The 15,947-nt window shown below is 40.5% G+C and carries 13 protein-coding genes and 1 CRISPR repeat array (1 of these 14 running past the window's edge); of the genes, 7 read left to right on the plus strand and 6 right to left on the minus strand.

All coding sequences use genetic code 11. The features are described 5' to 3' along the window. The first annotated feature begins 208 nt into the window (after positions 1-208). Positions 209-1,050 (plus strand): IS5 family transposase gene (locus tag AC5JMF_RS03735; protein ID WP_495794378.1). Its coding sequence is split into 2 segments (ribosomal slippage): positions 209-593 and positions 593-1,050, totalling 843 coding nucleotides; the frame shifts between segments, so codons are not numbered across the junction. Positions 1,051-1,076: 26 nt separating this feature from the next. Here AC5JMF_RS03735 and AC5JMF_RS03740 read toward each other — a convergent pair. Continuing rightward, a complete protein-coding gene (locus tag AC5JMF_RS03740) occupies positions 1,077-1,667 on the minus strand; it encodes a Crp/Fnr family transcriptional regulator (RefSeq protein WP_495794379.1) in 591 nt (196 codons plus the stop codon). Between the two features lie 153 nt (positions 1,668-1,820). Further along, complete coding sequence (cysE, locus tag AC5JMF_RS03745; RefSeq protein WP_495794380.1) at positions 1,821-2,549, minus strand: serine O-acetyltransferase; 729 nt, start codon at positions 2,547-2,549, stop codon at positions 1,821-1,823. A 385-nt stretch (positions 2,550-2,934) separates the two neighbouring features. Between cysE and AC5JMF_RS03750 the strand changes: the two genes are divergently transcribed. Then, positions 2,935-3,417 carry an RrF2 family transcriptional regulator gene (locus AC5JMF_RS03750; protein WP_495794424.1) on the plus strand — a complete coding sequence of 161 codons (483 nt, stop codon included), beginning with the start codon at positions 2,935-2,937 and terminating at the stop codon, positions 3,415-3,417. An 18-nt stretch (positions 3,418-3,435) separates the two neighbouring features. Then, positions 3,436-4,398, plus strand: a complete 963-nt coding sequence (gene cysK / locus AC5JMF_RS03755) for a cysteine synthase A (RefSeq protein ID WP_495794381.1) — start codon at positions 3,436-3,438, stop codon at positions 4,396-4,398. A 286-nt stretch (positions 4,399-4,684) separates the two neighbouring features. Here cysK and AC5JMF_RS03760 read toward each other — a convergent pair whose 3' ends face one another. Then, entirely contained in the window at positions 4,685-5,368 is a 684-nt protein-coding gene (locus AC5JMF_RS03760) for a cadmium resistance transporter (protein ID WP_495794382.1), read from the minus strand. 217 nt (positions 5,369-5,585) lie between these two features. On the opposite strand from AC5JMF_RS03760, the gene AC5JMF_RS03765 reads away from it, so the two are divergent. Beyond that, positions 5,586-6,248 (plus strand): cadmium resistance transporter, encoded by a 663-nt coding sequence (locus AC5JMF_RS03765; protein ID WP_495794383.1) that lies wholly within the window; start codon positions 5,586-5,588, stop codon positions 6,246-6,248. A gap of 46 nt (positions 6,249-6,294) precedes the next feature. On the opposite strand, the gene AC5JMF_RS03770 is transcribed toward AC5JMF_RS03765, so the two are convergent. The 3 genes from AC5JMF_RS03770 to AC5JMF_RS03780 all read right to left on the minus strand — a co-directional run bounded on the left by AC5JMF_RS03770 (position 6,295) and on the right by AC5JMF_RS03780 (position 9,482). Continuing rightward, complete coding sequence (locus AC5JMF_RS03770) at positions 6,295-7,533, minus strand: DUF445 domain-containing protein (protein WP_495794384.1); 1,239 nt, start codon at positions 7,531-7,533, stop codon at positions 6,295-6,297. Between the two features lie 191 nt (positions 7,534-7,724). Further along, on the minus strand, positions 7,725-8,417 hold the full coding sequence (gene ubiE, locus AC5JMF_RS03775) for a bifunctional demethylmenaquinone methyltransferase/2-methoxy-6-polyprenyl-1,4-benzoquinol methylase UbiE (RefSeq protein WP_495794385.1): 693 nt from the start codon (positions 8,415-8,417) through the stop codon (positions 7,725-7,727). Positions 8,418-8,525: 108 nt separating this feature from the next. Next, the gene (locus tag AC5JMF_RS03780) at positions 8,526-9,482 is read right to left on the minus strand and encodes a response regulator (protein WP_495794386.1); all 957 of its coding nucleotides are present in this window, start codon (positions 9,480-9,482) and stop codon (positions 8,526-8,528) included. A gap of 170 nt (positions 9,483-9,652) precedes the next feature. Between AC5JMF_RS03780 and AC5JMF_RS03785 the strand changes: the two genes are divergently transcribed. The 3 genes from AC5JMF_RS03785 (at position 9,653) to cobA (ending at position 13,863) form a co-directional block, all read left to right on the plus strand. Then, positions 9,653-10,726: a RuBisCO accumulation factor 1 gene (locus tag AC5JMF_RS03785; protein ID WP_495794387.1), complete on the plus strand. Its 1,074-nt coding sequence runs from the start codon at positions 9,653-9,655 to the stop codon at positions 10,724-10,726. Positions 10,727-10,996: 270 nt separating this feature from the next. Further along, entirely contained in the window at positions 10,997-12,226 is a 1,230-nt protein-coding gene (locus AC5JMF_RS03790) for a tetratricopeptide repeat protein (RefSeq protein ID WP_495794388.1), read from the plus strand. A gap of 77 nt (positions 12,227-12,303) precedes the next feature. Further along, positions 12,304-13,863, plus strand: a complete 1,560-nt coding sequence (cobA, locus tag AC5JMF_RS03795; protein WP_495794389.1) for a uroporphyrinogen-III C-methyltransferase — start codon at positions 12,304-12,306, stop codon at positions 13,861-13,863. Positions 13,864-14,285: 422 nt separating this feature from the next. Continuing rightward, positions 14,286-15,947: a CRISPR direct-repeat array (repeat unit 37 nt; unit sequence GTTTTAATCAACCCAAATCCCTATTAGGGATTGAAAC) (it continues 969 nt past the right edge of the window).

Here is a 15,947-nt window from a genome sequence, read left to right on the forward strand (position 1 = left end):
ACGATAGTTTAGGGGTTGCCCTACGCAACAATCGCTCGATGCCAGGTTTATATTTTACCTAAAACCTCCCTTCAGATTCAAATCTGAAGGGAGGTTTTGTTATTGCTATGATTTTTATGTGTAATTAGTTAAGGATTTTGAAATCACTAGACCTCTTGCAAAAGTCCTATAAGCGTGGGACAAGTAGGTAAGAGCTTTCTTGACATCTATGAGCTACGAAAAGGTAAAGAACCTCAAACCAGAAGAATTCAAACGCTTGTGTGGTGTGCATCCGGAGACTTTTAGCCAGATGTCGGAGGTAGTGCGATCGCGTTCAAAAACAAAACTAAAACCAGGGCGACCAGGTAAACTGAGTTTGGAAGACCAATTGTTGATGACATTGGAGTATTGGAGAGAGTACCGTACTTATTTTCATATTGGCCAATCTTGGGGAGTCAACGAGTCAACAGCATATCGTGTGATCAGAAAAATTGAAGATATTCTCATCAGTTCAAGAGAATTTTCTCTTCCTGGTAAGAAAAAGCTTTCCTACCCAAATTATCAAATAGAGGTAGTAGTAGTAGATGTTACAGAAAGCCCAATAGAACGTCCGAAAAAAAACAAAAACAATTCTACAGTGGAAAAAGATTCATACATACATTAAAATCTCAAGTTGTCGTAGACCAAACTACTGGAGAAATCCTCTGTACCGCACATGGTAAAGGAAAAGAGCATGATTTTCGTATCTTCAAAAACAGTAAAGTTCGGTTGAGAAAAGATATCGAATGCTTGGGTGATAAAGGATATCAAGGAATTCAGAAACTTCATGCTAACAGCCGAATACCAAAAAAGAAACCTAGAGGCGGTGAACTGAGTCCTGAAGAGAAAAAGAGTAATCAAGAGTTAGCCAAAGTTCGGGTAATAGGTGAGCATATCAATCGAAAACTGAAAATATTTAAAATTTTTTCTGACCGTTATCGTAATCGTCGAAAAAGATTTGCTTTGAGATTTAATCTCATAGCTAGTTTGTATAACTATGAGCTTCGTCTCCTCAAAACTGAATCTGCTTAACTGACTTTTGCAAGAGGTCTACTCTTTCAAATCTCGTAGTACCAAATATCTTCTTCTCGCAACACGATTCGATGCAAAGACAGACGGTTGATTAACCCTTCCTGCTCAAATTGCCCCAGAACGCGAGTGATAGTTACGCGAGTTGAACCGAGGATTTCTGCTAGGTCTTCATGAGTTAGACGCATATCTATCAACCGTCCTTTCTCAACTTCTGAACCAAATTTTTTGGATAGCCATGCTAATAGTTTGATCAGCATAGTATCTACTTTTTTGTAGCTACGAATAATCATCAGTTCTTCAGCCTGCTGGATATGGTTAAGTAGAGTTTCTGTTAAAAGTGTCCATTCTTTTATAGGTAAGATAGCCGCCTCTACTTTAGTCAAGCATTCCATTTGATATGGTTCTGATTTTGACAATGCTTTACCAACTACGTCTCCAGGCCCCCACAATCCCAAAGCAACAGTTGTACCATCTTCTAAATATGTAAAAGACCGAACAAAACCCGTTTCAATCTGCCAAAGACTATCTTGATGCTCTGGCAGAAATGACCGACGTGCAAAAAGCTGCTTAGCACTTTGACTGGGTGAATTGGCAAAGGCTGAGTATAATGACACCATGATATATAATACAATTCCTCGATCAATTAACCGTAGTATATATATATCAGGTTCTTGGGCTAATTCGTAATTGAGAATGGGTGGTTTGTTATTTCTTCCCCGCCTCTCCTACTGCTTAGCTTCAAAAGCGATGGGATATTTATTGGGAAGTTTCTAAATTCCTGCACCATCAAGAAAATCTTCAATCATCCAATCAGAATTATTGTTTTTAGCTTTGTCTGTTTGTTCGTTGTCTACATCGGTTGGAGACAATGATGATTGAGGTTCCAATTGCTGTAGCTGTTTCTCTAAAGCTTTGACTCGTTCAAATAAAGCTCGAATCACTTCGGCTTCTACGTCTCGGAGTTTATCATGATCCAAAATGTTACTACTGGAGTTGTTTTGACGGATCACACGTCCAGGGATTCCAACAACAGTAGTATTACTTGGCACATCACGTAATACTACCGAACCAGCACCAATACGTACACGATCGCCTATCAAAATATTACCTAATACTTTCGCACCTGCTCCTACAACTACGTGAGTACCTAAAGTTGGATGGCGCTTACCGCTTTCTTTACCAGTACCACCAAGGGTAACACCTTGATAAATTAACGCATAATCACCGACAATTGCTGTCTCACCAATTACTACTCCCATACCATGGTCGATAAATACTCCCTTGCCAATTATTGCCCCTGGATGGATTTCAATTCCAGTTAAAAACCGACTAATTTGGGAGATAAACCGAGGTATAAAAGGAATTCTAATTTTATTGAGCCTGTGCGCTATTCGATGAAATACTAAAGCTTGAAGCCCAGGATAACAGAACAAGACTTCCAGCCAGTTACGGGCTGCGGGATCACGTTCGTAAATGGTTTGCAAATCGGTTAGTAGCATAGTTGGGGAATGGGGAACTTGTACTGAGCGTAAAGCCCTGCGGGCATGGCTGCACTTACCGTATAGCCTCTCCGACAGGAGAAGTCGAAGTATGGTGAATAGGGAATTGGGGGTTGGGGATTGAGGATTGGGGAATAATGTTTTCCCATACACCTTCACACCCCCAAATGCTTAAACCCAGTTTCCAAACAGAATTGGGAAATTCTTACCCAGTACCTAGTCCCCAATCCCCAGCCCCCAATATTAGCCATATGTGGTAATTATGTAAGATAATCCACAGTAAATCGATAAACTTTTAGGGTTTTATTGGTAGTATGTGGGATAGTATCACATCCAATACTTTAAGAACAATTAACTTTGATATTGGTATGCTAAAAGCCCATCAATTTACCGTAGTATATTGAGTACAGACTTGAACAGCCAACAATACGCTCTTTTAGATCTGTCTTCTAAAGTCGAATATGCTCTACTAGCACTTTTAGAACTGGCAGGTCACCACGGAAAAAAAGTGCCTCTAACTATGAGTGAGATCACAACTAAGCAACCCATACCTGAGCGCTATTTGGAGCAAATTTTGACTAGCCTACGGCGTGCTGGTGTGGTACAGAGTCAACGCGGTTCTAAAGGAGGTTTCTTGCTAACTCGTGAACCTTGGCAGATTACTTTGCTAGAGATTGTCACTTTGGTAGAAGGTGAGCGAAAAGAGAAAGGAAACTCTAACCCTCCTACTTTAGAAAAAAGTCTGATTTATGAAATCTGGGAGCAAGCCAATACGGCTGCGGTTGAGGTTTTAAGGGGTTATACACTCCAAGACTTGTACCAGGAAAGAGAGGCTCGCGCACAGCAGAGTCCCATGTATTATATTTAGCTAGAAACTAGTTTGCATATGCGGATAGCAAAAGATATCACAGAGTTAGTCGGACGGACTCCTTTAGTTCAATTAAACAAGATTCCCCAAACATTAGGAGCAGTTGCTCAGATTGTTGTGAAGCTAGAGAGCATGAATCCAGCTGCTTCTGTCAAGGATCGGATTGGTGTGAGCATGGTAGAAACAGCAGAGAAAGCAGGTGTGATTCACCCACAAAAAACTATCTTGGTAGAGCCGACCTCTGGTAATACGGGAATTGCTCTGGCAATGGTGGCAGCTGCTAAGGGCTACCATTTAATTCTAACGATGCCTGACACAATGAGCCAAGAACGACGAGCGATGCTTAGAGCTTATGGCGCACAACTGGAATTAACACCGGGAGTAGAAGGAATGCGAGGGGCGATCGCACGTGCAGAGCAAATTGTCGCGCAAACGCCGGATGCTTACATGTTGCAACAGTTCCGCAACCTGGCTAACCCCAGCGTTCACGCCAGCACCACAGCGGAGGAAATCTGGGCTGATACAGATGGACAGGTGGATATTCTCGTGGCAGGAGTGGGTACTGGTGGGACGATTACGGGAGTTGCAGAAGTTATCAAAGCTCGCAAACCAAGTTTTCAAGCGATCGCGGTTGAGCCAAACAATAGTCCAGTATTGGCAGGTGGTAAACCAGGGCCACACAAAATTCAGGGGATTGGCCCGGGATTTATCCCAGCAATTTACCGTGGGGAACTAGTAGATGAGGTAATTTCGGTAACAGATGAGCAGGCGATCGCTTACAGTCGCCGTTTAGCAAAAGAAGAAGGATTACTATCAGGTATTTCTGCGGGAGCTGCTTTATATGCTGCCATTCAGGTAGCGCAGCGACTAGAAAACGCAGGCCGCTTAATCGTCATGATCCAGCCTAGTTTTGGCGAACGCTATCTCAGCACCTCACTGTTTAAAGATCCAGAGGAAAGCGAATGGTTAAATAAAGTTTAAGGCAATGGGGAGTACTGACAGGTGTAGGTTTTTAATATTTTGCGTTTTGATCGACGCGGGGACGCGGGGACGAGGAGACGCACAGAAAGATTTTAAAACGAAAAAATAGGCTTTTTTAGATTGAATTTTAGATTGAATGTAAAATACTTACACCTGTGAGAGTGAGGATTAGGGGAAAAGGGATTTTGATGAAAGAAGGTAAAGGTTTAAAGCTGGGTTGGGCTGGCTTTACCCCGCTACGTACCGAAGCGTCTTTGATAGGAGAAGATCGCCTCTTGTGGGCGGTCTAATTTTTGCTGTTCCCTTTCGTTAAAACCATCAAACAAATACAACTAGCAACTAGCTTTATTAAACTCAAAGCCTCACTATCTAAGACAATAAAAGCACCCAATCCTATCAATACAAAAGGCACAATATTACTACCATAACGAGATAAAACTTCAGCGACTGCCTGCTGATGAGTTAATTTATATGTTATATAACACCAAATACCTAAGAGAATGAGAAATAAACTTATAATTACTAAAAAACTTTCTAAATTACTGCTGGCAAATAATGGCACATAAACACTAATGTTATCACTACCGTTAGCAATGGTGATTGCTGCAACACTATAAGCTTGAGGAGAAAGAAAGCCAGAAAAAGTTAATGCTTCAGATTCTGGTGTCAATGTTACATCTGCTGCTGGTGAATCATCCTCTCGATTTATTAAGTTACTAATACCTATTGCAATTGGAATTAAACCGAGTAATCCAATCAAATTTTTTGGTAATATTAAACCGCCAAATAAACCAGGTAAACTGAGGATTAATAAAACGGTGAAACCAAGATATTGTCCAGCAACGATGTGCTGAGGTCGGAAATTGGCATTGATTTGAGAAAACAATAGTAATAGAATAACGAGATCATCTATATTAGTGGCGCTAAACGCAAATATTCCTGTACCAATTGCAGTAACTAAGGTATTCATATTTTAAAAGTAACTGAATGTACAGAATTTAGGAATTGGGAATTAGATTTTTATATTTTATCTTGAATTAAATAGTTTTATATCTCTTAACCTCCCAGTTGTATTGTTTTAGTAGTAGTCTAACTTCCAATGTGAAACTGTTTGGAATTTCGAGTTGTATAACGATAGAGTTGTTTAATCTGCTACGATAGTAAACTGTATCTAATGAATATTCAGCATGATGCAACTATGGACAGCTTTAACAGAAGGGTTAATTGCTTTTACAGCTACCAATGTTGATGACATTATTATTTTGATGCTATTTTTCTCACAAGTAGATGCTAATTTTCGCGTTTCACATATTGTTATTGGTCAATATTTGGGTTTTGCAGCCATTGTTATAGCTAGTTTACCAGGATTTTTTGGTGGTTTAATTATCCGACGAGAATTTATCGGATTATTGGGATTATTACCAATAGCGATCGGTTTGAAGCAATTAGTATTTAAAAAACAAGAAACAACAGAAGTTCAGACAGTAACAACTGATTTTAGTCAGTCATCTTCGACTAACCCCATATCGTCTTTTATTTTGAGTGTTTTACATCCTCAAACATATACTGTTGCCACAGTAACTTTTGCGAATGGTGGTGACAATATCAGTATATATATTCCGTTATTTGCTGGTCATAGTTTCGTTAGTTTAGGAGTAATTTTGAGTGTATTTTTTTTCTTAGTAGGAGTTTGGTGTATTGTTGCTTATTTATTAAGTCGTCAAGCTGCGATCGCTTATATTTTAAGTCGCTATGGTAAAGCTTGTGTTCCTTTTATATTAATTGGTTTAGGTTTATTAATCATATATGAGAGAGGTACATTTAGCTTATTACCTTGGATAAGAACCTAATTTAATTTTTTCCATACACCCTGCGCCTCTGCCTGTTCTCCAACAACTAACGACTCAACAATAAAAACGCTGTTTGAAATAATCCCACCACAAAACCTAGCACTCCACCTAAAGTGACGATCGCTTGCAATTCGTTCTTGACAATTCCCTCAATTGCAGCTTCTAAATCAGCGGGTGAGGTTGATTTTACTCTGTCAACGATTACTTGGTCTATCGACAAAATTGGAATTGCTTGTGCCATAATCGCTTCTAAATCTTTCTCCAAATACCGCTCTAAAATTAAAGCTAACTCTTGACTGACAACTTCTAAAGAAGTTGTCATCACGGGTGAAGTACTCAGACGATTTAGTAATAATTCAGCAATATGTTCCCAATTAACAGAGTCAGTTAATCCTTGGAGTAAATCGCTGCCACTAGTTTGTAGATAATGGCGAACACTTTCGCGTGTAGTCTTTCGTAGTTGTCGGACTGTGCCAATTGGTAAGTTTTGTAATGAGATATTTTGCAGCAACTTCTTGAAGCGATCGCGCATTTGCAAATCTTGTGTTAATTCTTGCAAACGAGCATTTGTCACCTCTTTCTCATCCAAACAAAAAGTCCGCAATCTAGTCAGAGTATTGCGTAAACCAAATAAATTAGCTACCACCCAGTATGTACCACTGGTTTTCTCTCGGAAGCTTTCGTCAACAATTTGAATTGTACGATCTGTCAAAAAATCAACTATTGCCTGTCGCAGAACATCCGGTGGTAAAACAACTTGTAATAACCAATCTGCTAGCCGTGTGGCTTGTTCTTCAGTTAGTTGAAATTCTAGCAATATTTGGTCAAAAATTTGATTGATCTGCGCTTCCAAAAAGTCCTCACGCCGCGCCAAAACCTTGAGTAATCGCGGCAATGATTCCCCTAATAAATCTCGTAAAATATTTGCTACAATTCTGGCGCTTTTTTGATTTGTATCTGTTTTTACTTGGGCGATCGCTAGTTGTAATAACCAAAGAATTGCTGCTTGCACCCGTTCTGTTTGTAACAAACGTCGCGCCAGATTTTGTAATTCCTCTGGTGTCAGTAGCGACCCCATGATTGTATTAGAAATATTCAGAGCTAAACGTTCCTGATTGCGGGGAATCAAACCAGGAGTAAAAGGTATTCTTCGTCCTCCGATATAAATTGCTTTGTAAGGACGAAATAACATTTTGATGGCTATATCATTCGTAAAATAGCCAATTACTGCACCCAGTATTGGAGGAGATATGTACAGCCAAAGATGAGACCAATCTACAGCCATTAGTCATTTGTCATTAGTGAGCTAGTGCGGTCTTGGGGTCTCCCCAAGTAGAGCAGCCAGCCGCGTGGGCGGGCTTTCCGACTTGAGCGGACTGGCGTCAAGTGGCACGGTTTCCCCCATGAGCAACTAGCGAACCCATAGGGTCATTTGTCATTGGTTATTAGTTATAAATTACTAATAACTAATAACTATCAAGCTTTCGTTACTGCCAGCACTCCCATCATATCGTTCGCAATGGGGTAGTGTGTGACGGATGTAAAACCAACTTGACGGGCTATCCCTACTTGCTCTTTTCCATTGGGAAAGCGATCTAAGCTAGGACTGATGTAAGCGTACTCTTCTTTTAAGCCTAAATGATTTGCTACTGGCACCACAAGATTATCCAAATACCACTGCTGAAGGGCGCGTAATTGAGAATTGCTTGGTCGATGAAAATCTAAGATGGCAGCTTTTGCACCAGGTTTTAAGACACGGTGTAACTCTTTAAGGCTGCGAGGAATATCCGTAACATTTCTCAAACCATAACCCATCGTTGCGGCGTCAAATTGGTCATCGTTAAAGGGTAAATCTAACACATCAGCTTCTACCCAAGTAATGACAGGCTGGGGATATTGCTTTTGAGAGCGTTCTTTTGCAGTTTCTAGCAAATTTGGCGAAAAGTCTACTCCATATACTTGTCCTGTGACTCCCACGCGTCGCGCTAAACGTAAGGTTAAATCTCCACTACCGCAACACAAATCCAAGCAAGTATCTCCTGGTTTGGCTGCACTCCATTTCACTGTCATTTCTTTCCATATGCGGTGTTGTCCAAGACTCAACCAATCGTTCAATTGGTCATAGACAGGGGCAATACGGTTAAAAATAGCTTGAATTTTATTGGTCATTGGTCAAAGATTATTTGTCATTTGTTCTTGGCAAATGACAAAGCGTCAAGTCTGACCCCCCGCAAGCCGGGGGTCAGAACTTTGTAACACAGAACTAAGGACAAATAACTATACAGCAGTTTGATGACAAGAACTACTAGTTAAAGCGATCGCCACTAGTTGTGCTGATAAATTAATTAGCTGTAATTCATCTTCTCGCAAAGTGCAAGGTTGTTTCCACTGTAGTGACAAAACTCCTAACAGTTGTTTGTGATAGCTAATCGGGATCACTAGATGTGCTTGCACACCTGTTTGTTGATAGTGATTAAGACTCTTTAATTGATCATTTTTAAGTATATTTAATGAAACTTGCATTTCCTGAGTGGCGATCGCTTGACTTGTGAGTGGATCTTCAGCAAGCCAGTTTTTTATTATACCAACATCACTATAAGTTCCTTGAGTCGCAATCAGAGTATTGCCCTTAATCAGTTGCAAAATACAGCCATCTGCCGCGAATGTTTCACCAACAGCCATTGCAATTGGTGTAAGCGTTTCCTCTAAGCTATGAGCCGCTTGTGTAACCTGCACCAAAACAGTTAGCAGATCCATTTGGGCATGGGCACGGCGTAATTCTTCTGTACGTTGTTTAAGTAAATCGTAGGTTTCGGCGGCTCTTTGGACTACTGCCTTTAATTCTCCTGGATCCCAAGGCTTTGTGATATATTTATAAACCTGCCCGGCATTAATTGCTTCTACTAAATCCTCAATATCTGTAAATCCCGTCAGAATTATCCTTACCGTATCAGGAAACTGAGGTACAGTCTTGCTTAAAAACTCAGTTCCTTTCATTTCTGGCATCCGTTGATCGGAGATGATTACCGCTACTTCGCCTTCTGCGGCCAACACTTGTAAAGCGTTTACCCCACTATCCGCCTTCAAAACATTAAAGTCGCGGCGAAAGGTACGATAAAGTAAATCTAGGTTATCAGGCTCATCGTCAACTACTAGGATTTTAAGTTTTTTCGGTCGCTCCAGAGTCATCAACTGGTGGCGGACTTTATCGATTTCAAGACTAGGACTATCCATCAGATATTTCCTTTTAATATTTATCCTTTTGTTATATTCCATACCAGGGTTGATTGAGAATAGCCCGCAAGTATTACAGATATTACTGTTGCAAATTATCCTAAAATAAGACTTGCTGATCAGGTCTGATTTTCCTTGTTGTTCTTAAGTTAAAGCTCCCACCGCCGATTATGACTGACCTACCATCTAGCCCTCAAAATCCTGAGAATGATGTAGCACAAGAATTTTTGCAAAAGCTCAGACAAAAGCAAGGTAATTGGGTGGAATGGGGAATAGCGATCGCCTACCTACAAAAAGCTGGCTACAATCCCCAAGATATCTTTGAAGCAACTGGATTTGAGCCAATTCAACAAAATCAGGTAGTTGTTGGTTCTCAAGTTTACAATTCGATAGAAAAGGCAGGAGCATCAGCAGCAGCGCGATCGCACTACGCCACGCGCGGTAGTGATATTCTCTATGAGCTACGCTTACTCAGCCAGGAAGAACGCGCTAGCGCTGCTGAACTTACCTTCTTGCACAAACTTGATGCCGATGAAGCGCGAGAAGTGGCAAAAGCAATTAAAGACTTTTCTTACTTTCGGACTTTGCCAGAAGGATTTTCTAACCATTCTGGAGATGCTGTTGCCTACCAAGCTTGGAGATTAGCACGGCAAAATACAGATTTACAAGAGCGATCGCGCCTCATTGCCAAAGGTTTACGTTTTGCTCATACGCAAACAGCTAGGAAGCAAATAGAACAATTACTTGTAGATTTTTCTGTTGTACCGAAACGCCCGACTCCAACTATTCCCTTCTATAGGCTCGACTCTGAAGATGAACTTCCCCGGATATTCCCTGTAGTAGGTAAGTTGCCGTTGACACCTCAAGATTTAAAATCGGTGCCCTTGGTAGAAGAAATCGAACCATTCCGCCTAGTCAAATTTACCGGAGAACAAGCTTGGGTACCTTTACCGGGTTGGCGAGTGCTGTTGAGTGCAGAAGATGCAGTGGTGATTTTAGCGAATAGCGATCGCTTCCCCAATCAAACACAAAAGTTAGAACAAGTACTCGTAGTCGTAGATCGCGCCCAACGACAATGGGACGCCTCCAGCTATTTTGTTGTTGACAACGGCAACGATTTAGATTTTCAGTGGTTTGAAACTGAGCCAGAACTGCCAATACTGGGGCGAATCATCGTCATTGTCCGCCCCAAGAAAATCCTTGATGAAGAACTAACCAAAGATTCTTGGCAAATTGATGAATAGCAGGTTAGGCATGTAATTGGGAGAAGATCATCATTAGTGATTTGTCCTTTGTAAAGGCATTTGGTAAAGGCTTTTGACAAATGACTAATGACAAAGGACAACCCTCACTAGTCAAAGTGCTATTTAAATGCGTAATACTATATTTTTGTAAATATAAAAGATAACGAAAAATATGGTTTCGCAATAACTTAGATTGCGGAATCTATTGTATAAAAACTGAAGACTATATTTAAAGTACGCTTACTTATATACTCAGTAGGTAAATTAAAAATGCTCAAAACAAAAAATTTACTGGCTGTGACTATTATCGGCTTATGTTTGCTCAAGACAAATGCTGCCTTCGGTAAAAATATTGGTGTCAGTTTGTCACAAGTTCCAGACATTTCGATAGCAGCAGCCTCGGACAATAAACAAGCAGTTGCTAGCTTCAATGAGGGAATTACTCTCTATCAACAAGGAGATTTAAAAGGTGCAGAAGCAGCTTTTCGCAAAGCAATTGAATTAGAACCTAGTTATGCTCAAGCTTATATTGCTTTAGGAAATACTCTCGACGATCAAGGTAAACCAAAAGATGCGATCGCTTTATACAAAAAAGCAATTAGCCTTGACCCCAAAGAGCCTGGAGCATACTTTAATATGGGTTTGACTTTTTCTAGGCTAGAGCAGTATGAAGAAGCAATCTCAGCGTATAAAAAAGCAATTGGTCTTGACCCCAAGTATATCAGGGCGCACCATAATTTAGGTAACGTTTATTACAATCAGAAAAAGCTCCCAGAAGCGATCGCTAAGTATACACAAGTCATCCGTCTCGACCCAAATTATGCACCAGCATATGCATCTTTGGGAAATACTCTGTATGCTCAAGGCAAGCTAGATCAAGCAGTCACTCAATACAAAAAAGCTATTAGTCTTGATCCCAATTATGCAGGCGCTCACTATTATTTAGGAAATGTTTTGTCTGATCAAGGTAAAACAGCAGAAGCGGTAGCTGAGTATACAGAAGCTGTGCGTTTAGAACCGAAAAATCCCGTAGGCTATAACGCTTTGGGAAATGCACTGTATAACCAAGGACAGCTAGAAGAAGCAATTACAAAATATCAGCAAGCGATTACCATCGATCCCAGCTATATAGATGCTCAATACAATTTAGGTAGTGCATTCTACGCTCAAGGCAACCTAGCAGAAACAGTTAATCAATACACAAAAGTTATCAGTCTCGATCCAAAAAACGCAGAAGCTTACACGGGCTTGGGAAATGCTGTCGATGATCAAGGCAAGTCAGAAGAAGCAATTGCCCATTACAAAAAAGCCATTAGCCTTGCACCTAGCTATGGCTTGGCTTACTATAATTTGGGAATTACCCTAGGAAGACAACAAAAGCTAGATGAAGCGATCGCCAATCTTAAAAAAGCTAGAGAGTTATTCCAAGCTCAGGGAAACACAAAAATGGTTGAGAAAGTTGATCAGCTATTCCAAAAAATTAACAGTCAAACTAATTAATCAAAGCCGGAAATGGACTCTGGATGGCGAATGCATATCATAATCAATTTGTAAAGAGCGTAGGTTTTAATTAATTAATGACTCTGCAAAAGGGCAAAGTTTATCTCGTAGGTGCTGGGCCTTATGATTTAGCTTACCTAACACTTAAAGCTTATAACCTTTTAGCGGTGGCTCAAGTGCTAGTTTACGACGCCCTTGTCAATGCTGAATTGATGCAGTGCGTACCAACTGATTGCTTGAAACTAGATGTCGGTAAACGTGGTGGAAAACCCAGCACACCACAAGGCGAGATTAACAATTTACTAGTAAAGTACTGCCAACAGGGTAAACAAGTTGTCAGGCTAAAATCAGGTGATCCGTTTATTTTTGGGCGCTGTACTTCGGAAATAGAAGCGCTAAAAGCATCGGGTTGTGAGTTTGAAATAGTGCCAGGAATTTCATCAGCCCTAGCAGCACCATTATTAGCAGGAATACCCTTAACAGATCCGGTGTTGAGTCGCTGTTTTGCAGTATTTACAGCTCATGAACCAGATGCTTTAGATTGGGAAGCACTTTCACGATTAGAAACCCTCGTCATCTTAATGGGAGGGCAACATCTGGCAGAAATTGTACATCAACTAGTGCGGCGCGGGCGATCGCTGGTGACGCCGATGGCAATCATCCGCTGGGCAGGTAGTCATAATCAACAAATTTGGACAGCCCAACTAGGTGATATTCTTCAACAAACTGCTGGTTTGTCTCTTTCTCCAGCTGTAATAGTCATTGGTGAAGTTGTTGGGCTACGCGAGTACTTACAACCTGAGAAAATATCCTCAGAAGTTTCGACTACAGCCATGTCAAACAACCTCCCCCTCACTGGCAAAACCATTCTCGTGACGCGTTCGGTAGGGCAATCAAATCAATTTAGCGATCGCCTCATCGCTTCAGGTGCTACAGTCATTGAAATGCCTACCTTAGAAATTGGCCCACCTGCCAGTTGGGAAGCTTTAGATAGTGCGATCGCTAATTTATCTAACTTCGACTGGTTAATTCTCACTTCTACTAACGGTATAGACTACTTTTTTGCCAGATTAGCTGCACAAAGTAAAGATGCTCGTGCTTTAAATAGCGTTAAAATTGCCGTTGTTGGCGAAAAAACAGCCCAAAGTCTCAGACAACGCAGCCTCCAACCAGATTTTATTCCTCCTAACTTTGTTGCTGATTCTTTAATAGCAAGTTTTCCCGAAGAACTGTCTGGTAAGAAAATTTTATTTCCCAGAGTAGAAAGCGGTGGCAGAGAAATTTTAGTTAAAGAATTAACTACCAAAGGAGCAGAAGTTACAGAAGTAGCGGCATATCAATCTTGCTGTCCAAATAGTATCCCCCTAGAGGCAGAATTAGCCATCCAAAATCGCAAAATAGATGTAATTACCTTTGCCAGTTCTAAGACTGTGCAATTTTTTTATCAACTGATCACAAGTAAATTTTCACAAAACTCTGTAGCCAATTATTTAACAGGAGTTTGTATCGCCTCTATCGGCCCCCAAACCTCTAAAACTTGTCATGCTTTATTAGGACGCGTGGATGTAGAAGCTGAAGAATATACTTTGGAAGGTTTAACTCAAGCATTGATCAAGTGGGTGAATTTTGGGAGATGAGGGAGATGTGGGAGACGCGGGGACGAGGGGATGAGGGGACGAGGGGACGCGGGACGCGGGGACGCGGGGACGCGGAGAATAACCAATGACGAAGGACAAATGACAATTCCCCATTCACAATTCCCAATTCCTTATTACAAATGACGCCTAATGTGAATTTAGTAATTATGGTGTCAACCAGTAGGTGTTTTTTAAACAAAACAAAATTTTGTGCTTGAAAAGCTTATCCTCTCTAGCTTTGAATCCTCTTTGAGGGTTTTAAAGGTTGACACCACCACCCCAAATCCTTACCAGAATTGCTTTTGAGGTTATTTATTATTCTTGCGCTCTTGACAACCAAACGTCTGAAAAGGTATCTTAACTACAGGTTGCCACTATTGAACCTTGAAAACCAAATATATCAAGGCTTGCAGACCCCAGCGGTTTTAATCAACCCAAATCCCTATTAGGGATTGAAACCTTGTAATACCCGAAATTCTCTCCATCCCCGCAGTTTTAATCAACCCAAATCCCTATTAGGGATTGAAACTTGGACAGCATCCCATACGGCAGCAATCATCCTCTGGGTTTTAATCAACCCAAATCCCTATTAGGGATTGAAACTGCGTTGGAGATGCGATCGCCCTCAACGTTGGGTTTTAATCAACCCAAATCCCTATTAGGGATTGAAACGAAACATCGGTGTCTGTGCATATACATTGCCATTGTTTTAATCAACCCAAATCCCTATTAGGGATTGAAACAATTGAAAAATATAAGGAGGAGTAAAATAAAATGTCAAGTTTTAATCAACCCAAATCCCTATTAGGGATTGAAACGCTGGGGGGAGAATCGACGGCGGCACTGCGAGTGTTTTAATCAACCCAAATCCCTATTAGGGATTGAAACCAATCCATTCCACTTGATAACCTTGTGAATGATTGAGCCGAAGTTTTAATCAACCCAAATCCCTATTAGGGATTGAAACATCGTTTTAACCTCACAAGGTTGTAGATTAGTAAGTTTTAATCAACCCAAATCCCTATTAGGGATTGAAACCGAGTCTATGTCTGGTAGTTTGATGCCTTGAAGGTTTTAATCAACCCAAATCCCTATTAGGGATTGAAACCCATTTGTAGTCATCCTCTGATTCAATGTTATTTTGGTTTTAATCAACCCAAATCCCTATTAGGGATTGAAACACTTACACTGCCAACATCTCCTTTTATTCCTGAAGTTTTAATCAACCCAAATCCCTATTAGGGATTGAAACTATTAAGTCTGGCATTTATGGGGCGCTATTTGAGTTTTAATCAACCCAAATCCCTATTAGGGATTGAAACAAAGTAGCGAGAGGTAAATTAAAACACTACAAAGTTTTAATCAACCCAAATCCCTATTAGGGATTGAAACCTGATTTATCTGCTGGTAGTGGAGGCGGTGGTGGTGGTTTTAATCAACCCAAATCCCTATTAGGGATTGAAACATTAGAAATATAGGAGATGATTTTTATAAATTAAAATGTTTTAATCAACCCAAATCCCTATTAGGGATTGAAACTCTTATTTGTGATGTGAATTAATTAGTAAGTGTGGTGTTTTAATCAACCCAAATCCCTATTAGGGATTGAAACAATGGTATTCGCTAGACTCGCCATACCACTGCCCAAAGTTTTAATCAACCCAAATCCCTATTAGGGATTGAAACCAACCTATCCAAAGAATTCGATAAAAAGTTTGAGTTTTAATCAACCCAAATCCCTATTAGGGATTGAAACAGCAGTTGGGTGAGCGTCTGCCGGGGGCGATGGGGGTTTTAATCAACCCAAATCCCTATTAGGGATTGAAACAAGAAATCAAACAAGGTGATGTGATTAGCGATAAGTTTTAATCAACCCAAATCCCTATTAGGGATTGAAACGCAACTAAAACGCCACCCCAGAGGGACACTGCGGCTTTTGTTTTAATCAACCCAAATCCCTATTAGGGATTGAAACAAGTGAATTAGATGAGATTAGCTCATTGTGGTTAATTGTTTTAATCAACCCAAATCCCTATTAGGGATTGAAACGTTGATGAACGCACTGGCGAATGTTTCTATCCTGG

The sequence above is a fragment of the Desmonostoc vinosum genome (genome assembly GCF_059505385.1).